At 64.5% G+C, this 22,678-nt stretch carries 25 protein-coding genes and 2 tRNA genes; 23 read left to right on the top strand and 4 right to left on the bottom strand.

The window, feature by feature from the left end; genetic code table 11:
- The first annotated feature begins 57 nt into the window (after nt 1-57).
- The 4 genes from O5K31_RS10005 to O5K31_RS09990 all read left to right on the top strand — a co-directional run bounded on the left by O5K31_RS10005 (nt 58) and on the right by O5K31_RS09990 (nt 4,530).
- A complete protein-coding gene (locus tag O5K31_RS10005) occupies nt 58-1,326 on the top strand; it encodes an MFS transporter (RefSeq protein ID WP_269713459.1) in 1,269 nt (422 codons plus the stop codon).
- Between the two features lie 204 nt (nt 1,327-1,530).
- Nucleotides 1,531-3,930 (top strand): endopeptidase La, encoded by a 2,400-nt coding sequence (gene lon, locus O5K31_RS10000; protein ID WP_269713458.1) that lies wholly within the window; start codon nt 1,531-1,533, stop codon nt 3,928-3,930.
- A 65-nt stretch (nt 3,931-3,995) separates the two neighbouring features.
- Nucleotides 3,996-4,352, top strand: coding sequence for an HU family DNA-binding protein (locus O5K31_RS09995; RefSeq protein ID WP_269713457.1), 357 nt, complete (start codon nt 3,996-3,998; stop codon nt 4,350-4,352).
- A 103-nt stretch (nt 4,353-4,455) separates the two neighbouring features.
- A tRNA-Val gene (locus tag O5K31_RS09990) sits at nt 4,456-4,530 on the top strand.
- Here the strand turns inward: O5K31_RS09990 and O5K31_RS09985 are convergent.
- Together O5K31_RS09985 and O5K31_RS09980 are read right to left on the bottom strand one after the other, a co-directional pair.
- Entirely contained in the window at nt 4,531-4,923 is a 393-nt protein-coding gene (locus O5K31_RS09985) for a VOC family protein (protein ID WP_269713456.1), read from the bottom strand.
- 9 nt (nt 4,924-4,932) lie between these two features.
- Nucleotides 4,933-5,151 carry a hypothetical protein gene (locus O5K31_RS09980; protein WP_269713455.1) on the bottom strand — a complete coding sequence of 73 codons (219 nt, stop codon included), beginning with the start codon at nt 5,149-5,151 and terminating at the stop codon, nt 4,933-4,935.
- A 134-nt stretch (nt 5,152-5,285) separates the two neighbouring features.
- Between O5K31_RS09980 and O5K31_RS09975 the strand changes: the two genes are divergently transcribed.
- The 3 genes from O5K31_RS09975 (at nt 5,286) to O5K31_RS09965 (ending at nt 8,084) form a co-directional block, all read left to right on the top strand.
- Complete coding sequence (locus tag O5K31_RS09975) at nt 5,286-6,029, top strand: glycine zipper domain-containing protein (RefSeq protein WP_269713454.1); 744 nt, start codon at nt 5,286-5,288, stop codon at nt 6,027-6,029.
- 113 nt (nt 6,030-6,142) lie between these two features.
- Complete coding sequence (locus tag O5K31_RS09970) at nt 6,143-7,333, top strand: glycosyltransferase family 4 protein (protein WP_269717041.1); 1,191 nt, start codon at nt 6,143-6,145, stop codon at nt 7,331-7,333.
- A 199-nt stretch (nt 7,334-7,532) separates the two neighbouring features.
- Entirely contained in the window at nt 7,533-8,084 is a 552-nt protein-coding gene (locus O5K31_RS09965; RefSeq protein WP_269713453.1) for a TorF family putative porin, read from the top strand.
- A gap of 3 nt (nt 8,085-8,087) precedes the next feature.
- Here the strand turns inward: O5K31_RS09965 and O5K31_RS09960 are convergent, their stop codons facing one another.
- Together O5K31_RS09960 and O5K31_RS09955 are read right to left on the bottom strand one after the other, a co-directional pair.
- Complete coding sequence (locus O5K31_RS09960) at nt 8,088-8,474, bottom strand: hypothetical protein (RefSeq protein WP_269713452.1); 387 nt, start codon at nt 8,472-8,474, stop codon at nt 8,088-8,090.
- A 103-nt stretch (nt 8,475-8,577) separates the two neighbouring features.
- Nucleotides 8,578-8,654: transfer RNA gene (locus tag O5K31_RS09955), tRNA-Asp, on the bottom strand.
- 268 nt (nt 8,655-8,922) lie between these two features.
- Between O5K31_RS09955 and O5K31_RS09950 the strand changes: the two genes are divergently transcribed.
- From O5K31_RS09950 to O5K31_RS09875, 16 genes are all read left to right on the top strand, one after another.
- Nucleotides 8,923-9,300 (top strand): NADH-quinone oxidoreductase subunit A, encoded by a 378-nt coding sequence (locus tag O5K31_RS09950; protein WP_269713451.1) that lies wholly within the window; start codon nt 8,923-8,925, stop codon nt 9,298-9,300.
- Entirely contained in the window at nt 9,270-9,893 is a 624-nt protein-coding gene (locus O5K31_RS09945) for a NuoB/complex I 20 kDa subunit family protein (RefSeq protein ID WP_269713450.1), read from the top strand. Before O5K31_RS09950 ends, O5K31_RS09945 begins: the two co-directional genes overlap by 31 nt.
- Complete coding sequence (locus O5K31_RS09940) at nt 9,890-10,501, top strand: NADH-quinone oxidoreductase subunit C (protein ID WP_269713449.1); 612 nt, start codon at nt 9,890-9,892, stop codon at nt 10,499-10,501. The genes O5K31_RS09945 and O5K31_RS09940 overlap by 4 nt, the downstream gene beginning before the upstream one ends.
- On the top strand, nt 10,501-11,730 hold the full coding sequence (locus O5K31_RS09935; protein WP_269713448.1) for an NADH-quinone oxidoreductase subunit D: 1,230 nt from the start codon (nt 10,501-10,503) through the stop codon (nt 11,728-11,730). Before O5K31_RS09940 ends, O5K31_RS09935 begins: the two co-directional genes overlap by 1 nt.
- Entirely contained in the window at nt 11,727-12,407 is a 681-nt protein-coding gene (nuoE, locus tag O5K31_RS09930) for an NADH-quinone oxidoreductase subunit NuoE (RefSeq protein WP_269713447.1), read from the top strand. Before O5K31_RS09935 ends, nuoE begins: the two co-directional genes overlap by 4 nt.
- The gene (locus tag O5K31_RS09925; protein WP_269713446.1) at nt 12,407-12,628 is read left to right on the top strand and encodes a hypothetical protein; all 222 of its coding nucleotides are present in this window, start codon (nt 12,407-12,409) and stop codon (nt 12,626-12,628) included. The genes nuoE and O5K31_RS09925 overlap by 1 nt, the downstream gene beginning before the upstream one ends.
- Nucleotides 12,625-12,888, top strand: coding sequence for a hypothetical protein (locus O5K31_RS09920; RefSeq protein WP_269713445.1), 264 nt, complete (start codon nt 12,625-12,627; stop codon nt 12,886-12,888). Before O5K31_RS09925 ends, O5K31_RS09920 begins: the two co-directional genes overlap by 4 nt.
- 3 nt (nt 12,889-12,891) lie before the next feature.
- The gene (nuoF, locus tag O5K31_RS09915; protein ID WP_269713444.1) at nt 12,892-14,211 is read left to right on the top strand and encodes an NADH-quinone oxidoreductase subunit NuoF; all 1,320 of its coding nucleotides are present in this window, start codon (nt 12,892-12,894) and stop codon (nt 14,209-14,211) included.
- Nucleotides 14,212-14,215: 4 nt separating this feature from the next.
- Nucleotides 14,216-16,276: an NADH-quinone oxidoreductase subunit NuoG gene (gene nuoG / locus O5K31_RS09910; protein WP_269713443.1), complete on the top strand. Its 2,061-nt coding sequence runs from the start codon at nt 14,216-14,218 to the stop codon at nt 16,274-16,276.
- Between the two features lie 3 nt (nt 16,277-16,279).
- Nucleotides 16,280-17,344: an NADH-quinone oxidoreductase subunit NuoH gene (gene nuoH / locus O5K31_RS09905; RefSeq protein ID WP_269713442.1), complete on the top strand. Its 1,065-nt coding sequence runs from the start codon at nt 16,280-16,282 to the stop codon at nt 17,342-17,344.
- Nucleotides 17,344-17,571, top strand: a complete 228-nt coding sequence (locus O5K31_RS09900; protein ID WP_269713441.1) for a hypothetical protein — start codon at nt 17,344-17,346, stop codon at nt 17,569-17,571. Before nuoH ends, O5K31_RS09900 begins: the two co-directional genes overlap by 1 nt.
- A gap of 7 nt (nt 17,572-17,578) precedes the next feature.
- Entirely contained in the window at nt 17,579-18,070 is a 492-nt protein-coding gene (nuoI, locus tag O5K31_RS09895) for an NADH-quinone oxidoreductase subunit NuoI (RefSeq protein ID WP_269713440.1), read from the top strand.
- Nucleotides 18,071-18,151: 81 nt separating this feature from the next.
- Nucleotides 18,152-18,784 (top strand): NADH-quinone oxidoreductase subunit J, encoded by a 633-nt coding sequence (locus O5K31_RS09890; RefSeq protein ID WP_269713439.1) that lies wholly within the window; start codon nt 18,152-18,154, stop codon nt 18,782-18,784.
- Nucleotides 18,781-19,086, top strand: a complete 306-nt coding sequence (nuoK, locus tag O5K31_RS09885; RefSeq protein ID WP_269713438.1) for an NADH-quinone oxidoreductase subunit NuoK — start codon at nt 18,781-18,783, stop codon at nt 19,084-19,086. Before O5K31_RS09890 ends, nuoK begins: the two co-directional genes overlap by 4 nt.
- Nucleotides 19,087-19,088: 2 nt before the next feature.
- Nucleotides 19,089-21,176, top strand: coding sequence for an NADH-quinone oxidoreductase subunit L (gene nuoL / locus O5K31_RS09880; RefSeq protein ID WP_269713437.1), 2,088 nt, complete (start codon nt 19,089-19,091; stop codon nt 21,174-21,176).
- A gap of 13 nt (nt 21,177-21,189) precedes the next feature.
- The gene (locus tag O5K31_RS09875) at nt 21,190-22,674 is read left to right on the top strand and encodes an NADH-quinone oxidoreductase subunit M (RefSeq protein WP_269713436.1); all 1,485 of its coding nucleotides are present in this window, start codon (nt 21,190-21,192) and stop codon (nt 22,672-22,674) included.
- The last annotated feature ends 4 nt before the right edge of the window (nt 22,675-22,678 follow it).

Genomic DNA, 22,678 nt, shown 5'->3' with positions numbered 1-22,678 from the left:
GGCTTGACTGCAAACGGCTGAGAGGCGATCCCCGAAAAAGGGGTGGGAGATCGTTTCATGAGCCAGAGCGCGCCGGCGCCGTCTAACCGCCGCATCCTGACCGCCAGCCTGGTGGGCACGGCGGTCGAGTTCTACGATTTCTACATCTACGCCACCGCCGCTTCGCTGGTGTTTGGGCCGCTGTTTTTCCCCAGCGCCTCGCCGTCGATGCAACTGATCTCGTCCTACGCCACCTTCGCCATCGCCTTTTTCGCGCGGCCGGTAGGGGCGGCACTGTTCGGGCATTTCGGCGATAGGATCGGGCGCAAGTCCACCCTGGTGGCCAGTCTGCTGCTGATGGGCGGCTCGACCGTGGCGATCGCTTTCCTGCCGACCTACGCCATGGCGGGCTGGATCGCGCCGACACTGCTTTGCCTGCTGCGCTTCGCACAGGGCCTGGGCCTGGGCGGGGAGTGGGGCGGGGCGGCGTTGTTGGCGGTGGAAAACGCCCCGGCGGGATGGAAAGCCCGGTTTGGCATGTTCCCGCAGCTGGGCGCGCCGGTCGGGTTCCTGGCCGCCAATGGCCTGTTCCTGATCCTGGGCGTGGTGCTGACGCCCGAACAGTTCATGAGCTGGGGCTGGCGACTGCCCTTCGTGGCTAGCGTGGCGCTGGTCGGCGTAGGCTTGTGGATCCGCCTCAAGATCACCGAGACACCGGCCTTCGCCAAGGCGGTGTCGGAAGCGCCGCCGCCCAAGGTCCCGCTGGGCGAGGTGCTGACCCGCTATCCGTTGCAGACCTTGGGGGGGACCTTCGCCGTGGTCGCCTGCTTCGCCATCTACTACCTGGCGACCACTTTCGCGCTCGGCTACGGCACGACGACGCTGGGCTATAGCCGTCAGGCGTTTCTGGGCGTGCAACTGGCGGCGATCGGCTTCATGGCCGTCGGAATCATCGTGGCGGGCTACTGGGCGGACGCCCGCACGCCGCGCAAGGTGCTGATGACCGGATGCGTGCTGACGATCGGGGCAGGGTTCCTGCTGGCCCCGCTGATGGGATCGGGTTCGTTGTTCCTGATCTGGGCGTTCCTGGCGCTGGCGCTGTTCCTGATGGGCCTGGTCTATGGTCCCCTAGGCGCGTTCCTGCCGGGGCTGTTCCCGGCCCGGGTGCGCTACACGGGCGCGTCCATGGCGTTCAATGTCGGGGGCATCATTGGGGGCGGGCTGGCGCCAATGGTCGCTCAGGCGCTGGCGGATCGGGGAGGCCTCGTCCCCGTCGGGCTCTATCTCAGCGTGGCCGCATTAATCAGTTTCTTAGCCCTCTGGCCGCTGCGGCGCGAGGCGCAATGAGCTGTGGATAAGAGGCCTCTAACCTGCGACCCCCTGCCGCTGCGCTGCAGCGCCGCTTGAACGCGGTCGCAAAAGGTCCACATAAATCTCCGAACGCCGTCCAATCGCGGGCGGACGGATCGTACGACTCAGGCGCATCGTTTGAGTGACTGCGATCCGTAGGGCCGAGCGGACGTACCGCGCCGGCCAGGAGTTGAAAGCATCATGTCCGAGATCAAGACCCTTCCTGTGCTGCCCCTGCGGGACATCGTTGTGTTCCCGCACATGGTCGTGCCGCTGTTCGTGGGCCGCGACAAATCCGTGCGCGCCCTGGAAGAGGTGATGAAGGGTGACAAGCAGATCCTGCTTCTCACCCAGAAGAATTCCGCCGACGACGATCCGGCTCCCGAAGACATTTTCGAGGTCGGGGTCGTGGCCACCGTGCTGCAACTGCTCAAGCTGCCGGACGGCACCGTGAAGGTGCTGGTCGAGGGCAAGGGCCGAGCAGGCGTGGCGAAATTCACCGACAACGCCGAATATTACGAAGCCGACGTAGCCGAACTGTCCGAGGACGGTGGCGAGAGCCGTGAGGCCGAAGCCCTGTCGCGGGCCGTGGTCGAGCAGTTCGAAAACTATGTGAAGCTCAATAAAAAGGTCCCGCCGGAAGCCCTGGCGTCGATCCCGCAGATCGCTGAGCCGGGGAAGCTGGCCGACAGCATCGCCGCGCACCTGTCGGTGAAGATCGGCGACAAGCAGAACCTGCTTGAGATCTTCAATGTCGTGAAGCGTCTGGAGAAGGTCTTCGCCCTCATGGAAGGCGAGATCAGCGTCCTGCAGGTCGAGAAGAAGATCCGCAGCCGCGTGAAGCGGCAGATGGAGAAGACCCAGCGCGAGTACTATCTCAACGAGCAGATGAAGGCGATCCAGCGCGAGCTGGGCGACCAGGACGACGGTCGCGACGAACTCATCGAGCTCGAAAAGCGCATCAAGAAGACCAAGCTGTCCAAGGAAGCGCGGACCAAGGCCGATGCGGAGCTGAAGAAGCTGCGCAACATGAGCCCGATGTCCGCCGAGAGCACGGTGGTCCGCAACTATCTAGACTGGCTGCTTTCCGTGCCGTGGGGCAAGGCCAAGACCAAGAAGATCGACCTCAACGAGTCCGAGGAGATCCTCGACGCCGACCACTATGGCCTGGAGAAGGTCAAGGAGCGGATCCTGGAGTACCTGGCCGTGCAGGCCCGGACCAACTCGTTGAAGGGCCCGATCCTCTGCCTCGTGGGCCCTCCGGGCGTGGGCAAGACCTCGCTCGGCAAGTCGATCGCCAAGGCGACCGGCCGTGAGTTCGTGCGCATGTCGCTGGGCGGCGTGCGCGACGAGAGCGAAATCCGCGGTCACCGCCGCACCTACATCGGCTCGATGCCCGGCAAGGTCATCCAGTCGATGAAGAAGGCCAAGACCACCAACGCCTTCGTCCTGCTGGACGAGATCGACAAGATGGGTAGCGACTGGCGGGGCGATCCATCCTCGGCCTTGCTCGAGGTGCTCGATCCGGCTCAGAACTCGACCTTCGGCGACCACTATCTGGAGGTCGATTACGACCTGAGCCAGGTTATGTTCGTCACCACGGCCAACAGTCTGAACATGCCCCAGCCGCTGCTGGACCGCATGGAGATCATCCGGATCCCCGGCTACACCGAGGATGAGAAGCTGGAGATCGCCAAGCGGCACGTCCTGCCCAAGCTGGCCAAGGATCACGGGCTTACGCCGGCCGAGTTCGTCGTGCCGGACGAGGCGATCCGCGACCTCATCCGTTACTACACCCGGGAAGCCGGCGTGCGGTCGCTGGAGCGGGAACTGGGCGGTCTGGCCCGTAAGGTCGTCCGCGACCTGACGCGCGAGAAGGTCACCTCGATCACCATCGACGAGGAACGTCTGGCCAAGTACGCGGGCGTCAAGAAGTACCGCTATGGCGAGACGGACACCGAGGACCAGATCGGCATTGTCACGGGTCTGGCCTGGACCGAGTTCGGCGGCGACATTCTGACCATCGAAGCCGTCAAGATGCCGGGCAAGGGTCGCACCACGGTCACCGGCAACCTGAAGGATGTGATGAAGGAGTCGATCTCGGCGGCGCATTCTTATGTCCGCTCGCGGTCACTGCGCTTCGGCATCAAGCCGCCAGTGTTCGAGAAGACCGACATCCACGTCCACGTGCCGGAAGGCGCGACGCCCAAGGACGGTCCCTCGGCCGGCGTGGCCATGGCTGTCTCCATGGTCTCGGTGCTGACCGGCGTTCCGATCCGAAAGGACATCGCCATGACCGGGGAGATCACCCTGCGTGGCCGGGTGCTGGCCATCGGTGGCCTCAAGGAAAAGCTGCTGGCGGCTCTGCGTTCGGGCGTGAAGACGGTGTTGATCCCGCAGGAGAACGCCAAGGATTTGGCCGATATCCCCGATAGCGTGAAGAACGCGCTGGAGATCATCCCGATCTCGACCGCCGACGAAGCGCTGAAAATCGCCCTCACGGGGCCGCTTACCCCGGTCGAATGGAACGAGGACGAGGAGCCCATGCGGCCGATCAAGGGCGGTGACGACTTGGACGGAGATGCCGTTCGGGCTCACTGAACAAGGTTATCGCTGATAACTTGTGTGGGGCGGGAGATTCCCGCCCCACGTTCGTTTGACGGACGTTGCGCAACCGCCATAATCCCAAGCAAGCGAAGCAGCGCACTCAGAAAAAGCGCCGCCGCTCATTAGGCTGGGAGAACTACATGACTAAGGCCGAACTCGTTACGGCGATCGCCGACAAGGCGAGCATCAACAAGAACCAGGCGAAAGACGCTCTTGAAGCGTTCATCGACTCTGTGACCGCGTCGCTCAAATCTGGCCAGGATGTTCGTCTGGTGGGTTTTGGCACCTTCAAGGCCGTGTCCCGCGCCGCCGGCACCGCCCGTAATCCGCGCACCGGCGAGACCGTCAATCGCCCGGCTTCCAAGACCGCCCGCTTCCAGGTCGGCGAAGGCCTCAAGGGCGCCCTGAACGGCTGAGCCGTTCAACAGTGAGTTTCGGAAGGGGCGGGCGCGCGTTGCGACCCGCCTTTTTCTTTGAGCGCTTCCAACGGGGCGACGAGCCCGCTAGAACCCCGTCTCCGGGCGGCTAGCTCAGCGGTAGAGCGTCTCGTTTACACCGAGAGGGTCGGGGGTTCGATCCCCTCGCCGCCCACCATCATCCGGCGTTGCGATCTTCCAGAAGATCCCAGCGATTCCCGTAGAGGTCCTCGAACACCGCCACCGATCCGTAAGCTTCGCGGCGAGGTTCCTCCAGAAAGCGAACGCCGCGGGCCAGCATGGCGGCATGGTCGTGATCGAAGTCACGGGTCTTCAGAAACAGCAGGACGCGGCCGCCAGCCTGCTTACCGATGCTGGCGATCTGGTCAGGAGTGGCGGCCTTGGCGAGGAGGAGGGCGGCTTCGCTTGCTCCCGGAGGGGCCACGCGCACCCATCGCTTGTCATCGCCCAGCGGCGTATCTTCCAGACAATCGAAGCCCAGGACGCGGGTATACCAGTCACGCGCCTCGTCATAGTCGCGGACAACCAGGGTGATCGCGCCGATGTACATCTTGCGGTCCTAGAGAGGGCCGAGCGGCGGCGGCATGGTTTGGGCGCACGCATAGGCCAGACCCATCACCACCAAGGCGATGACTGCGAAACGCAGGCAGGCGAACAGCGCGCCGACCGGCTCGATCTCAAGCGCCGCATGTGGATCGACGGCAGGCTTTTCCTTCACATCGGTCATGGCCGCCCTCGCATCAACGCGTTTTTTCGCCGCGCTGGCGCCCGTGGTCAAGCTGAGCCCAGTGCAACCGATCCGATCACGGTCGCGTTTGGCTGCCGATCGTTGCGCGCCATTCCCCGGGGGGCGAAGTCCGTCGCGACGTCGAAGCGGCCGCCTGCGGGGTGGTCGAACCCGGAGGAAAAGATATGAAGACCCTTACAATCGGCCTCGTCGCCGCCCTGACCATGGGCACCGCATCGGCCACTCTGGCCCAGTATGACGATTCCTACCGCCAGCAGATGCGCGACTACCGCGCGGACCAGGCGGACTATTATTCCCAAAATCGCGATTACGAGGCGCAACGCCGCGAGTATGACCGCCGCCGCGCCGACTATGACAAGGCAAAGGCGCGCTATGACCGCCGCTATGGCTATGGGGCCTATGCCCGCCGCTACGGCGAGTTTTCCTATCCGGCTCCGGCCTATGCCGCGTCCAACTATGGGACCCCAGCGTCGGCCTATTACCGCGATAACCCCTGTGAACGTCGCGGCAACAACACCAACAAGACCGCCGGCGGCGTGATCGGCGCGCTGGCGGGCGCGGCGCTTGGCGGCAGCGTGGCCGGCAACGGCGCCAAGACCGAAGGCGCCGTGCTGGGCGGCGTCGTCGGCGCCATCGCCGGCGTGGCCATTGGCAACAATGCCGACAAGAACAACGAGCATTACGCCCGCTGCGACAACACCGGCTACTACTTCGACTACAATCAGACGGTGCCTTACCGCGAGACGGCCGAGGCTCGTCGAATGAACAACGGCCGCTATGATTCCGCCTGGGCTGAGCGCAATCGCTGTCGTCTGGCCCCCGCGCCCGCCGATCTGGGCGGCCGCACGGAATATCGCTACGTTCGTGTTTGCCCTGACAACCAGGGGCGCTATCGTATCACCGGCTAAGCTTTGCTATCGCGTCCGGGAACTCCCAGGTTTCCGGACGCCTTATCTCTACTCTGGCGCGTTGTCGCCCTGACGGTGAGGAAGTCGGCTTGAGCGTTGTTGGGTTCGGTCCATTGACCTTCGAGGAGCCAACCGCTTCGGCGGCTCGGGCTCATTTCGATCCCGATGGTCGTGTGCGCCTAGTCGACACCACTATGCTCTATGCGCCCCGCAGTGGCGGGGTGAAACGATATCTCACCAACAAGCGCGCCTGGTTCGCGGCCAATCGCCCCGACGTGCGGCACACCTTGGTAGTGCCAGGCCCCCGCCATGCGCATAGCGTTGATGGCGAGGTGTCGATCTATGCCGCCCCCTTGCCGTTCGGCGACGGCTATCGCTGGCCCATCGGCAAGCGCAGCTGGATGGAGCGACTGATCCGCCAGCGTCCCGACATTATTGAAGCCGGTGACGTTTACACGCCGGGCTTGGCGGCTCTCAAGGCAGGCGACGAGCTGGGCATTCCCGTGGTCGGCTTCTGCCATACCGATCTTGGCGCCCTGGCGGCGCTGCACATTGGTGAATGGGCGGAGAAGCCAGTGCAACGGCGCTGGGCCACGATCTATAGGCAATTTGCTCGGGTGGTGGCGCCGAGCCGCTTTATCGCCGGTCGGCTGATCGAGGCGGGGGTCAATGACGCCATCGCCCTGCCGCTGGGTGTCGATGTGGACGCGTTCAACCCGCAGCGCGCTGACCGCGAGGCGCTTCGGAAAGCTCTTGGCGTGCCTTCGAACGCCCGTCTGCTGGTGTTCGCTGGTCGTCCGGCTCGCGAGAAACGACTGGAAGTTCTGGTCGACGCCGTCGAGCGCCTGGGCGAGCCCTATGTGCTGTTGCTGGTAGGGGCGGGGGCGGGGGCGCCGATCTCAGATCGGGTGATTCCCATGGGTTACCAGAAGACACCGGCCGAACTGTCGCGGGTCCTGGCTTCCTGTGACGCTTTCGTCCACGCCAATGACGCCGAGCCTTTCGGCTTGATCGTGCTCGAGGCCATGGCCTGTGGCCTTCCCGTGGTCGGGGTGAACGCCGGCGGGGTCGCCGAATCGGTGGACTCGGAGGTGGGCGAACTGGCCGTCGCGTCCGAAGGCGCGGCCATGGCCGAAGCTATCGAGGCTTTGTTCGCCCGCGACGTAGCCGACGTTGGCAAGGCCGCGCGGGCGCGGGCGGTCGGTCGTCACGCCTGGTCGCGGGTTTTTGAGCAACTGTCCGATGTCTATGGACACCTGACCGACCGCTCCGGCTTCAGCCGTCTGGCGCCGCTTAGCGCGTAAGCGGAACCCTAATATCCTGAAAGCGCCGGTCTGGATGACGGCTTAGGCGTGGTGGCTCCCGAAACGAGCCCTCATGTCACGCTCAGTCTTTTTCGCTCTCATGTTCCTGTTTGCGCCTTCGCTCGCGGCCGCCGGCGATTCGCGATGGGCGGGCCGACTGCTCGTTGGCAGCGAGATCATATCCGCCAAGGGCGTGAGCATGACCGATCGGGAGCCTGGGGCTCTGGCGCGGCTGGAGAGGCGCGGCGACGCCCACTATTTCGGCGGGCACGTAATGACCGAAAATGGGTCAGACGACCGCGAGGCCGAGTTCGAGATCATCGGCGGCGTGATCCGCCCGGTGGGCGGCTATGTCCTTGATGTATCGGCATACTACAAGTTCAGCACCGGCATGCGCGCGGGCCATGACCGTGACATGTTCGAATATCGAGCGGACCTCACCCGCAGCTTCGGCCGCGCCGCCACGCGGGTGCGGATCGACTACTCCCCCGACAATGGCGGCAAGACCGACGAATCCTACTGGGTTGAGGGGCAGGGCGGCTGGCGCGTCGCCCCGACCACCACGCTGCTGGCGTCGGTGGGGCGACGCACCGTCAACAGCGGGCGCAACTTCACGGCCTGGAACGTCGGCGTGAATCATCGGTTGACCCCAAATCTCGCCGCCGACGTGCGCTGGTACGACACCAGCGCGCATCAGCTTGGTCATCGTCACCAAGGGCGCATGGCCTTTCTATTGGTGGTGTCGTTCTAGGCGTCAGAAGCGCGGGGCGTTGGGGCCGTGCGCGCAGACCCAGTTCTGGACTACGGGACCGGCTTCGCTGACGGCCGTACGGCGCATCTGGCCGTCATAGCGATTCACGACGATCTCGCCGGGTTGGAACGAACCGCCGGGCGCAACGGTCATGCGATATTCGTATGGCCCGGTGACTAGGCCGCCCGATGGCCCGCCCGGCACGTTGGCGATGATGAATCGGCTGGCGCCCGGGTCGAGCAGAAGGACCAGGGGCGGGTCGCCCTCCTGCATCACGCATTCCAGCTTGAACTTGGGCGGCGCGGGAGCCGCGGCCTTCTCGGCCGGCTTCTTTTCGCAGGCGGCGAGGAGAGCGAGGGGAAGTATCAGGGCGATGGCGTGTTTGCGCATGTTTCGTCCACGGGTCTGGCCGCGGCGAATAGCCACGGTTCAGTTCGCTAAACGAGCTTTGCGGTGAGGGGTTGCCGATGATCGGCTCTGCGCTGTGAAGAAGTGGCGCGAATGACGGGACTCGAACCCGCGACCTCCGGCGTGACAGGCCGGCGCTCTAACCAACTGAGCTACATCCGCATTCTTCGTCCGCCGAAGCGGTCAAGTGCGTCCCGCCTTGCGGCGAGGGGCGCTGAATATGACCCGCGCCTTTTCGTGTCAACCGGTCAAACGAAGCTTCTGTGGGTAAAGTTGAAAAAGCGAGCGATGAGGCCTTTGTCGTCAAGGATCGCGGCTATGCGAACCTTACGGCAGGCGCGACTTTCTAAGAAGCGTTCGCAACTGCGGCAAGGCGCTTGGAACCCCGGGCGTGCGGGTCTAAAAGGCCCCGATTCCAGTAGGGCCTCCCATGAACGCCTTTCTCCTCCAGTACCTGCCGATTGTGATCTTTTTAGGGATCGCGACCGTGCTCGGCGCCGGTTTCATCGTTGCTGCGGCGCTTATGGCGCCAAAGTCTCCGGACCCCGAAAAGCTCTCCGCGTACGAATGCGGCTTCAACGCCTTCGACGACGCGCGGATGAAGTTCGACGTCCGATTCTATCTGGTCTCGATCCTGTTCATCATTTTCGACCTGGAAGTGGCGTTCCTGTTCCCGTGGGCGGTTTCGCTCATGAAATTGGAGCGCCCTGAGATGATCTTCGCCTTCTGGTCGATGATGACGTTCCTGGGCGTGCTGACGGTCGGCTTCATCTACGAATGGAAGAAGGGAGCCCTGGAATGGGAGTGATCCTCAACGCCGACGGCTCGCCCATGCAGGGCTCGAGCGCGCTGGTTCCCGCTCTCTCCGCCGGCCGCACGTCGGTCGAAGGCTATGATCCGAAAATCCACGACTCGTTCTTCGACGGGCTGTCGGACCAACTGGCCGACAAGGGCTTCGTCACCGCCGCCCTGGACGACGTGGTCACGTGGGCCCGCACCGGCTCGCTGATGTGGATGACCTTCGGCCTGGCGTGCTGCGCCGTCGAGATGATCCAGATGTCGATGCCGCGCTACGATGTGGAGCGCTACGGCGCCGCGCCGCGCGGTTCGCCCCGCCAGTCGGACCTGATGATCGTGGCCGGCACCCTGTGCAACAAGATGGCTCCGGCCCTGCGCAAGGTCTACGACCAGATGCCGGACCCGCGCTATGTGATCAGCATGGGCTCGTGCGCCAACGGCGGCGGTTACTACTATTACAGCTACAGCGTCGTTCGCGGCTGCGACCGGATCGTGCCGGTGGACGTCTATGTTCCGGGCTGCCCGCCGACCGCCGAGAGCCTGCTGTACGGCATCCTGCAACTGCAGAAGAAGATTCGCCGCACGGGGACGATCGAGCGATGAGCGATCTGGAAGCCCTCGGCCAAAGCATCGTCGCCAATGGCGCCGGCGCCGTCACCGCCTTCAGCATCGCCTATGGCGAACTGACCATCACCGGCCCGGCCAATCGCATCGTGGAGGTCCTGACCCTCCTGCGCGACCACCCGGAGTATCAGTTCCAGCAGCTGCTGGACGTGACCGCCGTCGACTGGCCGCAGCGCGCCCAGCGCTTCGACGTGGTCTATCACCTGCTGTCGCTGACCCAGAACCACCGCATCCGCGTGAAGGTGGCCACCGACGAGGACACGCCCGTTCCGACCGTCACCGGCGTCTACACCGCCGCCGACTGGTACGAGCGCGAGGCCTTCGACATGTACGGCGTGTTCTTCGAAGGACACCCGGACCTGCGCCGCATGCTGACCGACTACGGGTTCCACGGTCACCCGCTGCGCAAGGACTTCCCAATGACCGGGTACATGGAGCTGCGCTACGACGACGAGCTCAAGCGCGTGGTCTATGAGCCGGTGAAGATCACCGAATTCCGCAACTGGGACTTCCTGTCTCCGTGGGAGGGCGCGCAGTACGCCCTGCCGGGCGACGAGAAGGCCGAAAAGCAGGCGGGGGACCGCTAATGGCGACCGAGATCGTCGAAGCCTCCGTGGGCGCTCCTGAGGGCACGCCGGAAACCCCGGTCCGCAAGTTCACCATCAACTTCGGCCCGCAGCACCCGGCCGCGCACGGCGTGCTTCGCTTGGTGCTCGAGCTGGACGGCGAAGTCGTCGAGCGGGTCGATCCGCACATCGGCCTGCTGCATCGCGGCACCGAGAAGCTGATGGAGGCCCGCACCTACCTCCAGAACATCCCGTACATGGACCGCCTCGACTACGTGGCGCCCATGAACCAGGAACACGCCTTCTGCCTGGCGATCGAAAAGCTGCTCGGCGTGGACGTACCGATCCGCGGCTCGCTGATCCGCGTGCTGTATTCGGAAATCGGCCGTGTTCTGAACCACCTGTTGAACGTCACGACCCAGGCCATGGACGTCGGCGCGCTCACCCCGCCGTTGTGGGGCTTTGAAGAGCGCGAAAAGCTGATGGTGTTCTACGAGCGCGCCTCGGGCGCCCGTCTGCACGCCAACTACTTCCGTCCGGGCGGCGTTCGTCAGGACCTGTCCGACAGCCTGATCGACGACATCGAAGCCTGGGCCAAGGCCTTTCCGGCCAAGGTCGACGACATCGACGCCCTGATCACCCCAAACCGCATCTTCAAGCAGCGCAACGTCGATATCGGAGTGGTCAGCAAGCAGGAAGCCATGGATTCGGGCTTCACCGGCGTGATGGTCCGCGGCTCGAACATCCCTTGGGATCTGCGTCGCAACCAGCCGTACGAGTGCTACGACGACTTCGACTTCGACATCCCGCTGGGCGTGAACGGCGACTGCTATGACCGCTATCTGTGCCGGATGCAGGAGATGCGGGAGTCGGTGAAGATCATCCTTCAATGCACCGACCGCCTGCGCAAGACGCCGGGCCCGGTGCTGACCGAGGACAACAAGATCGCGCCGCCGCGTCGTGGCGAGATGAAGCGGTCGATGGAAAGCCTGATCCACCACTTCAAGCTATTCACCGAAGGCTTCCGCACGCCGGAAGGCGAGGTCTACGCCGCCGTCGAAGCCCCCAAGGGCGAGTTCGGCATTTACCTGGTCAGTGACGGCACCAACAAACCATACAAGTGCAAGATCCGCGCGCCGGGCTTTGCGCACCTTCAAGCCATGGACTGGATGAACCGGGGTCACATGCTGGCGGACGTGTCCGCCATCCTGGGCTCGCTGGACATCGTGTTCGGGGAAGTCGACCGATGAGCGTCCGCCGCCTCGCCAAGGAACAACCCGCCAGCTTCGCATTCTCCAAGGAGACGAAGGCCAAGGCCGACTGGTGGATCGCCAAGTATCCGGAAAGCCGTCGCCAATCGGCGGTGATCCCGATCCTGTGGCTCGTGCAGAAGCAGGAAGGCTGGGTCTCCGAGCCTGCCATCCGCGCCATCGGCGAACTGCTGGGCATGCCGGTGATCCGCGTGCTGGAGGTCGCCACCTTCTACACCATGTTCCAACTGGAGCCGGTCGGTAAGGTCGCCTTCGTGCAGCTGTGCGGCACCACCCCCTGCATGCTACGCGGCGCCAACGATCTGAAGAAGGTCCTGCGCGAGCGCATCGGCGAGCCGCATCACTGCTCGGCCGACGGCAAGTTCAGCTGGGAAGAGGTCGAGTGCCTCGGCGCCTGCTCGAACGCGCCCATGGCCGCGATCAACGACTACTATTACGAAGACCTGACGCCGGAGGCTTTGGCTACGATCCTCGACGACTTCGCCGCCGGCAAGGCGCCGAAGCCGGGTTCATATGTCGGTCGTGGCGCCTCCGAGCCGCACAACGCGATCAAGACCCTGACCGACCCCAAGCTGTACGACGGCTCGGCGGCCAAGAAGATCAAGATCCCTAACCTGCCCGAGAAGCCCAAGAAGGCTGCGAAGACAGAAGCCTGATGAACCCGGCCGCCCAGAAAAAGCGTCTGATCCTGATGGTCGCCATCAACCTGGCCTGCTTCATCGCGGCCGGGGCCGCGATCGTGGGTCACGTGTCGATGGGCGTAGGCTGGCTTTTGCCGGTGTTTGTGGTCTTCATCCTGGGCGGTGTCGCCGCACAGGTGTGGTTCCTGGTAGGCTGGGCCAAATCCAGCCGTCCGCCGGCGGGAGGCGTGCAGTGAGCGACGCCGATCTCGTCAAGCGCCAGAGCGCGTATGTGGACACGCTTCGCAACCTGGGCAAGCGCGAGCGGACCTTTGGTCTTATCGCCAGCCTCTTCGGCGTCCTGATGCTGATGTGGGCGACCTATCGCGGGGAGGGGGCTCGCTCTCTTCTCGGTTTCGCCGGCGTGGGCGTGGTCGCCCTGGGCTGGATCCTGTTTATTTCCGTCGTGGTTCGCCGGGCGCGTTTCGTCCGATCGAACCCCTTTCCGCAAAGCTGAGACATGGTCGGTATCCTCGAAGACAAGGACCGCATCTTCACCAACCTCTACGGCCTGCATGACTGGGGTCTTGAGGGCGCGAAGACGCGCGGCTGCTGGAACGGCGTCAAGGACATCCTGGACGCCGGCCGCGACTGGATCATCGACAACATGAAGGCCTCGGGCCTCCGCGGTCGCGGCGGCGCCGGTTTCTCCACCGGCCTGAAGTGGTCCTTCATGCCGAAAGAGCTGAAGGAAGGCCGTCCGCACTATCTGGTCGTCAACGCCGACGAGTCCGAGCCGGGCACCTGCAAGGACCGGGAGATCATGCGGCATGACCCGCATCTCCTGATCGAAGGCTGCCTGATCGCCAGCTACGCGATGCAGGCTCACGCCTGCTACATCTACATCCGCGGCGAGTACGTGTTCGAGCGCGAGCGCCTGGAGGCGGCGATCAAGCAGGCCTACGAGGCCAAGCTGGTCGGCAAGAACAACGTCCACGGCTGGGACTTCGACATCTACGTCCACCACGGCGCCGGCGCGTATATCTGCGGCGAAGAAACCGCCCTGCTGGAAAGCCTGGAAGGCAAGAAGGGCCAGCCGCGCCTGAAACCGCCGTTCCCGGCGGGCGCCGGCCTCTATGGCATGCCCACGACCGTGAACAACGTCGAGAGCATCGCGGTGGCGGGCACGATCCTGCGCCGTGGCGCGGGCTGGTTCTCAAGCTTCGGCCGTCCCAACAACGCGGGCACCAAGCTGTTCTGCGTTTCGGGTCACGTGAACCTGCCGTGCAACGTCGAAGAAGCCATGAGCATCCCGTTCCGTCAGCTGATGGAAGATCACTGCGGCGGCATCCGCGGCGGCTGGGGCAACCTGAAGGCTGTCATCCCGGGCGGCTCGTCGGTTCCGATGATCCCCGCCGAGCAGTGCGAAGACCTGCCGATGGATTTCGACGCCCTGCGCGAGCTGAAGTCGGGCCTGGGCACCGCGGCGGTCATCGTCATGGACAAGTCCACCGACCTGGTCCGCGCCATCGCGCGCCTGAGCTACTTCTACAAGCACGAGAGCTGCGGCCAGTGCACGCCGTGCCGTGAGGGCACCGGCTGGATGTGGCGGGTCATGGAACGCATGGCCACGGGCGAGGCTGACATGAAGGAGATCGACACGCTCCTGGACGTCACCACCCAGGTCGAAGGCCATACCATCTGCGCTCTGGGCGACGCCGCCGCGTGGCCGATCCAGGGCCTGTTCCGTCACTTCCGTCACGAAGTCGAGGAACGCATCACCTCTTATCGCGCCGGCCGCCCGCACGTGCAGGGCGCCACGCTGATCGCGGCGGAGTAACGGCATGCCTATCGCTAAGGTCAATGGCGCCGAGGTCGAGTTCGAACCCGGCATGACGGTTCTGCAAGTGGCGGAACTGGCGGGGGAGGAAATCCCGCGCTTCTGCTACCACGAGCGCCTCTCCATCGCCGGCAACTGCCGGATGTGCCTCGTCGAAGTAAAGCCTGGACCGCCCAAGCCGCAGGCTTCGTGCGCGCTGCCGGCCGCTGAGGGCCAGGAGATCTTCACCAAGACTCCGATGGTCAAGAAGGCCCGCGAAGGGGTGATGGAGTTCCTGCTCATCAACCACCCGCTGGATTGCCCGATCTGCGACCAGGGCGGCGAGTGCGACCTGCAGGACCAAGCCATGGGCTATGGCCGCGACGACAGCCGCTATGAAGAGAACAAGCGGGCCGTCGAAGAGAAGTACATGGGTCCCCTGATCAAGACGATCATGACCCGCTGCATCCAATGCACCCGTTGCGTGCGTTTTGTGACGGAGGTCGCGGGCTCGCCCGAGATCGGTCTTATCTCGCGTGGCGAAGACGTTGAAATCACGACCTATCTGAACTCGTCGGTGACCTCAGAGCTGTCGGCCAACGTCATCGACCTGTGCCCGGTCGGCGCGCTCACCTCCAAGCCCTACGCCTTCGAGGCCCGGCCTTGGGAGTTGAAGAAGACCGAGAGCGTGGATGTCATGGACGCCGTCGGCTCGTCGATCCGCATCGACAGCCGCGGGACCGCCGTGATGCGCGTGCTGCCGCGCACCAATGACGACGTCAACGAAGAGTGGATCAGCGACAAGACGCGCTACGCCTGCGACGGGCTGCTGCGTCAGCGTCTGGACCGCCCATACGTCCGCACCAACGGCAAGCTGGCGCCGGCGACCTGGGCCGAGGCCTTCGCCACTGTGGCCGCCAAGCTGCAGGCGACCGCGCCGGAGCGCATCGGCGTCATCGCCGGCGACCTGCAGGACGCCGAGTCCATGAAGGCGACGCTGGACCTGTTCCGCGCCCTGGGCGTCAAGAACACCGACAGCCGCCAAGACGGGACGGCCCTGGGCCAGGGCCCGCGCGAAAGCTGGCTGTTCAACTCCACCCTGGCCGGGATCGAGGACGCGGATGTCGTCCTGATCGTCGGCGCCAATCCGCGCATCGAGGCGCCGGTGCTGAACCAGCGCCTGCGCAAGCGCTGGATCGCCGGCAAGGTTCGCGTTGGTGTGATCGGCGAGCAGGGCGACCTGACCTACGCCTACGACTACCTGGGCGCGGGCACAAAGACCCTGACCGGTCTGGCCAAGTCGAAGTCCGATTTCGTCACCGCCCTGAAGAACGCCGAGCGTCCCGCGATCATCGTGGGGCAGGGCGCCCTGACCGGCGGTCACGGCGCTTCGGCGCTGAAGGCCCTGGCTGGCGTGGCCAAGACCTTCAAGGTCGTGCGTGACGGCTGGAACGGCTGGAACGTGCTGCACACCGCCGCCGCCCGCGTGGGCGGCCTGGACATGGGCTTCATTCCGGCCGAGGGGGGTCTGTCGACCGGCGAGATGCTGAAGCCGGGCGCGGTCGATGTGCTGTTCCTGCTGGGCGCTGATGAGTGCGAGACCTCCGCCTCGGGCGCGTTCAAGATCTATCTTGGCACGCACGGCGACGCCGGCGCCCATGGCGCTGACGTCATCCTGCCGGGCGCGGCCTACACCGAGAAGGACGGCCTCTACGTCAACACCGAGGGCCGGGTTCAGATGGGCCGCCGCGCGGTGTTCCCGAAGGGCGACGCCCGTGAAGACTGGTCGATCCTGCGCGCCCTGTCGGAGCGCCTGGGTCAGAAGCTGCCCTATGACAGCCTGGACCAGCTGCGCGCCAAGCTGTTCGCCGATCATCCGACCTTCGGCCAGATCGACTTCGCGCCGGGTTCGATCGCCACCAGCTTCGACGTGTCGAGCCTCGGCTCGGACGGCGACGCGGGCGACGTCTCGCTGAAGACGACCCTGCCGAACTTCCACCTGACCAACCCCATCGCGCGCGCCAGCGTGACCATGGCCGAGTGTGCGGCCGTGGCGTCCGGCGCCGCCAAGATCGCCGCGGAGTAGAGCGTGACGAACTTCTGGACCACTCCCGGCGGTTGGGCGCTCATCACCCTCGGTCAGATCCTGGCCGTGACGGTGTGGCTGCTGCTCTCGATCGCGTTCCTGCTGCTGGCCGACCGCAAGATCTGGGCTGGCGTGCAGATGCGCAAAGGCCCGAACGTGGTGGGCCCCTTCGGCCTGCTGCAGTCGTTCGCGGATTTGCTGAAGTTCGTGCTGAAGGAAATCGTCATCCCGGGCGGCGCCGACAAGGTCGTCTTCCTGTTGGCCCCGGTCATCACCGTGGTCCTGGCCCTGATCGGCTGGGCGGTCGTGCCGCTGGCGCCGGGCTGGGTGATCGCCGACCTGAACGTCGGCATCCTCTACCTGTTGGCGATGAGCTCGCTGGGCGTCTACGGCATCATCATGGGCGGGTGGGCTTCGAACTCGAAGTACCCGTTCCTCGGCTCGCTGCGTTCGGCGGCCCAGATGGTGTCCTATGAAGTCTCCATCGGCTTCATCATCATTACCGTGCTGCTGTTCGCCGGCACCATGAACCTGCAGAAGATTGTCGAGTCCCAGGCCGGCTGGTTCTGGAACTGGTACGTGTTCGGCGGCGGCCTGAAGAACTTGCCGATGATCGTCGTCATGTTCCCGATGATGATCATGTTCTTCATCTCGGCCCTGGCTGAAACCAACCGCCCGCCGTTCGACCTTCCGGAAGCGGAATCCGAACTCGTGGCCGGCTATCAGGTGGAATACAGCTCCACCCCGTACCTGCTGTTCATGCTGGGCGAGTACGCCAACATCGTCCTGATGTGCGCCATGATCAGCATCCTGTTCTTCGGGGGCTGGCAGGCGCCGTTCCCTACGACGTTCATGGAAAGCTGGCCGTCCACGGTCGTCAGCTTCATTGGCTTTGCCTTCTTCTTCGCCAAGACCTGCTTCTGGTTCTTCATGTTCGGCATGGTGAAGGCGATCGTCCCCCGCTATCGCTACGATCAGCTGATGCGCCTGGGCTGGAAGGTGTTCCTGCCGACCTCGCTCGCCGCCGTCATCGCGGTCGCGGCCTGGCGCGTGTTCGGTCCCCAGTGATGCGCACCGCGCTCGCCCTTCCTCTGGCCCTGCTCTGCGCCGCCTGTGCGACGAGCCAGGCGCCGGCCAGCTCCTACGGCCTTGGCCGGGGACTGATCAGCTATGACCGGCTGAAAGAGGAGGGCGACAAGTGCGCCGCGCTCGGTGGGACCTTGAAGCCGAAGGAAGAGGGCGGGAGCCCGAACATGCTTTCGAACTACTATTGCGACATTCAGAAGCGTAAGTGAGCCGCCCATGATGCAACGTGTCGGACAAGCCCTGAAGGGCGCTGCGCTTCTGGACTTCTGGGGGGCCTTCGGCCTCGCCATGAGGTACATGATGGCGCCCAAGAAGACCGTGCTCTATCCCAACGAGCGCAACCCGCAGTCGCCTCGCTTCCGCGGCGAGCACGCCCTGCGCCGCTATCCGAGCGGCGAAGAGCGCTGCATCGCCTGCAAGCTTTGCGAAGCCATCTGCCCGGCTCAGGCCATCACCATCGAAGCCGAACCGCGCGCCGACGGCAGCCGCCGCACGACCCGCTATGACATCGACATGGTCAAGTGCATCTACTGCGGCCTGTGCCAGGAGGCCTGCCCGGTGGACGCCATCGTCGAGGGGCCGAACATCGAGTTCGCCGTCGAGACGAGGGAAGAACTCTACTACGACAAGGAAAAGCTGCTCGACAACGGCGACCGTTGGGAGCGGCTGATCGCGAAGAATCTGGAACTGGACGCGCCCTACCGATAAGAACGGGCGCGATTCCGCACGGCCTTTCGGGACATCCCGCTAAGCCGATTTGTTTGGAATTAAAGGGGAGCACTGGGGCCTATGGCCTTACAGGCGATCGCATTCTACCTGTTGGCGACGGTCACCGTCGGCGCGGCCTTGTTGGTCGTGTCGGCGAAGAATCCCGTCCACTCCGTGCTGTTCCTGATCACCGCCTTCTTCTCGGCGGCGGGACTGTTTGTTCTACTGGGAGCCGAGTTCCTGGCGATGCTGCTCATCGTCGTCTACGTCGGCGCGGTGGCGGTGCTGTTCCTCTTCGTCGTGATGATGCTCGACGTGGACTTCGCGGCCCTGCGACAGGGATTCGCGCAGTACCTGCCGATCGGCGCGCTGATCGCCGGCATCCTGACGATCGAGATGATCATGGTCGCCGTGTCGGTGGCCACCAACGGCGCGGCGGCTAAGAACGCCACACCCCAGGCCTTCACCGACTCCATGAGCAACACCGAGACGATCGGTCGGGTGCTTTACACCGACTATGTCTACTTCTTCCAAGCCGCCGGGCTGGTCCTGTTGGTCGCCATGATCGGGGCCATCGTCCTGACCCTGCGCCACAAGCCGGGCGTCAAGCGCCAGGACATCGCCGCCCAGGTCGCCCGTAACGAAAAGACCGGCATGCGCATCGTCCAGATCAAGTCGGGCTCGGCCCTGGACCAAGAGGGGCTTTCCGAATGATCGGCCTGCCGCACTACCTGACGGTCGCCGCGATCCTGTTCACGATCGGGGTCTTCGGCATCTTCGTGAACCGCAAGAACATCATCGTCATCCTGATGTCGATCGAGCTGATCCTGCTGGCGGTGAACATCAACCTGGTGTCGTTCTCGGCCTTCCTGCACGACGTGACGGGGCAGATCTTCGCCCTGTTCGTGCTGACCGTCGCCGCGGCCGAAGCCGCCGTCGGCCTGGCCATTCTCGTCACCTTCTTCCGTAACCGCGGCAACATCGCCGTGGACGACGCGTCCATGATGAAGGGCTGATCGTGCAAACGCTCGTCACCGTTCTCCTCTTCGCCCCGCTGCTGGGCGCGCTGATCGCGGGCCTGTTTGGCCGCCGCATCGGCGATGTCGCCTCGCAGGCGGTCACCACCGGCCTGCTGTTCCTGGCCTGCGGCCTGTCCTGGTACACGTTTAGCCAATGGACGTGGGGCCACATGGAGCCGTTCACGGTCTCCCTGCTGCCCTTCATCAACATCGGTGACTTCCAGTCGGCCTGGTCGATCCGCATCGACGCCTTGTCGGCGGTGATGCTGATCGTGGTCACGACCGTCTCGGCCCTCGTGCACCTCTATTCGTGGGGGTACATGGCCGAGGATGACAGCAAGCCGCGCTTCTTCGCCTACCTGTCGCTGTTCACCTTCGCCATGCTGTCGCTGGTCACCGCCGCCGACTTCATGCAGCTGTTCTTCGGCTGGGAAGGGGTGGGCCTGGCGTCCTATCTGCTGATCGGCTTCTGGTACAAGAAGCCCACGGCCAGCGCCGCCGCCATCAAGGCCTTCGTGGTCAACCGCGTGGGCGACTTCGGCTTCGCGCTCGGCATCATGACCGTCTTCTGGGCGTTCGGCACGATCCAGTTCGCCGAGATATTCCCGCAGGTGGCGGCCAACGCCGGTCGCACCTGGGAGTTCGCGGGCCACACCTTCCCGCTGATGGATATCGCCTGCTTCCTGCTGTTCATCGGCGCCATGGGCAAGTCGGCGCAGTTCTTCCTGCACACCTGGTTGCCTGACGCCATGGAAGGCCCGACCCCGGTGTCGGCCCTGATCCACGCGGCCACCATGGTGACGGCCGGCGTCTACATGTTGTGCCTGCTGTCGCCGATGTTCGAGTACGCGCCGGTGGCCAAGAACATCGTCGCCCTGATCGGTGCGGTCACCGCGCTGTTCGCCGCGACGGTCGGCCTGACGCAGAACGACATCAAGCGGGTCATCGCCTATTCGACCTGCTCGCAGCTCGGCTACATGTTCTTCGCGGCCGGCGTCGGCGCCTATGAGGCGGCGATGTTCCACCTGTTCACGCACGCCTTCTTCAAGGCTCTGCTGTTCCTGGGCGCCGGTTCAGTGATCCACGGCATGCACCACGAGCAGGACATGCGCCGGTACGGCAACTTGGCCGGGTACATGAAGTGGACGTACGCCTTCATGACGATCGGCACGATCGCAATCACCGGCCTGGGCCTGCCGAACCTTCATCTTGGCTTCGCCGGCTTCTACTCGAAGGACACCATCATCGAGGCGGCCTTCGCCGCGGGCCAGCACAATCCGATCGCCAACTTCGCCGGCGTCATCGGTCTTTTGGTGGCCGGCCTGACCGCCTTCTATTCCTGGCGCCTGGCCTTCTTCACCTTCAACGGTCACGGCCGCTGGGGTCATGACGAGACCCATGCCCACGCGGCGCACGGTCATGACGACCACGCGACCTCGGCTCAGCATGAGACCCATGACGAGCCGCTGGCCGCCGATGCGCACCAGCACGACGATCATCATGGCCATGGTCACGACCACAAGCCGCACGAGAGCCCGCTGATCATGCTGATCCCGCTTGGGGTCCTGTCGATCGGCGCGATCTTCGCGGGCTTCGTCTTCGTCGACTTCTTCGTGGGTCACCACGAGGCCGAGTTCTGGCGCGGCGCGATCTACAGCGCTCCCGACAACCACGTCCTGCACGACGCTCACAATTCGCCCGCATGGGTGAAGTGGTCGCCGCTGGTGATGTCGGTGGGCGGCCTGCTAGTCGCCGCCTATGTCTACCTGCTCAAGGAAGGGCTGGGCGCGCGCCTGGCCGCCCGCGGCGGGCCGCTCTACACCTTCTTCTACAACAAGTGGTTCTTCGACGAACTGTACCAGGCGACCTTCGTCCGCGCGGCCAAGTTCCTGGGCGACCTGTTCTGGAAGGGCGGGGACCAGAAGATCATCGATGGGCTGGGTCCGGACGGCGTGTCCGCCGTCTCCTACGCTGTCGGCCGCCGGACCGGAAAGATCCAGACTGGCTATGTCTACCACTACGCCTTCGTGATGCTGCTCGGGGTGGCGGGTCTGCTGACCTACGCCCTCTGGGCCTGGGCGCGCTGAGCAGGAACCGATCATGACCGGCATTCTCAGCCTTACGACCTACGCGCCGCTGATCGGCGTCGCCGCCATCCTCGCCCTGCGCTTCCTCGGAAAGCCGGGCGAGAAGACGGATACAGCCGCCAAGTGGATCGCGCTCGCGACCACCCTGGCGACCTTCGCCCTGTCGCTGATCGTGACCCTGCGCTTCGACCCCTCGAACCCGGGCTTCCAGTTCGTGGAAGACATCGCGTGGTTCGCGGGCCTGCATTACCGCATGGGCGTGGACGGCATTTCCGTCCTGTTCGTCCTGCTGACGGCGTTCCTGCTGCCGCTGTGCATCGTGGCCAGCTGGAAATCGATCGACAAACGCGTGGTCGAGTACCTGATCGCCTTCCTGGTGCTTGAGACACTGGTCATCGGCGTGTTCTGCGCGCTGGACCTGGTGCTCTTCTACCTGTTCTTCGAAGGCGGCCTGGTCCCGATGTTCCTGATCATCGGCATCTGGGGCGGCAAGCGCCGCATCTACGCGGCCTACAAGTTCTTCCTCTACACGCTGCTTGGTTCGGTCCTGATGCTGGCCGCGATCCTGGCCATGATCGGCATCGCAGGTACGTCGTCGATCCCTGAGCTGATGACCTATCAGTTCGCACCTTGGCTGCAGACCTGGCTGTGGCTGGCCTTCTTCGCCAGCTTCGCGGTCAAGATGCCCATGTGGCCGGTCCACACCTGGCTTCCGGACGCACACGTGGAGGCCCCGACGGCGGGCTCGGTCATCCTGGCCGGCATCCTGCTGAAGATGGGCGGCTACGGCTTCATGCGCTTCAGCCTGCCGATGTTTCCGAACGCGAGCGAGATGTTCACTCCGCTGGTCTTCGCCATGTCGGCGATCGCCGTCGTCTACACCTCGCTGGTCGCCTTTCGTCAGACCGACATCAAGAAGCTGATCGCCTATTCATCGGTGGCCCACATGGGCTTCGTGACCATGGGTATCTTCAGCGGCAACGCCCAGGGCGAGCAGGGCGCGCTCTACCAGATGATCAGCCACGGGGTGATCTCCGGCGCGCTCTTCCTCTGCGTCGGCGTCGTCTATGACCGGATGCACACTCGCGAGATCGCCTTCTACGGCGGCCTGACCCAGCGGATGCCGGTCTATGCGGCGATCTTCCTGCTGTTCACCATGGGCAATGTCGGCTTGCCGGGCACGTCCGGCTTCGTCGGCGAAATCCTGACCATGACCGGCGTCTATCAGGCCTCGACCTGGACGGCGCTTGTCGCAGCGACCGGCGTGATCCTGTCGGCGGTCTATGCGCTGACGCTGTACCGCCGGGTGATGTTCGGCGAGATCACCAATCCGGAGCTGAAGACGATCACCGACGTGAACTGGCGCGAAGTCGTCGTCTTCGTGCCGCTGATCATCTCGACCCTGGTGCTGGGCGTCTATCCGGCTCTGATTTTCAACGTCACCGACACGTCCGTGAACGCGTTGGTCAGCGCTTACCGCGCCGCGATCGGCGGGTGAGGGG

It is taken from the genome of Caulobacter sp. NIBR2454 (assembly GCF_027474405.1).
GTDB lineage: Bacteria > Pseudomonadota > Alphaproteobacteria > Caulobacterales > Caulobacteraceae > Caulobacter.
Note: the sequence above shows the minus strand (reverse complement) of the source record. Positions and strands in the feature narration are given on the sequence as shown.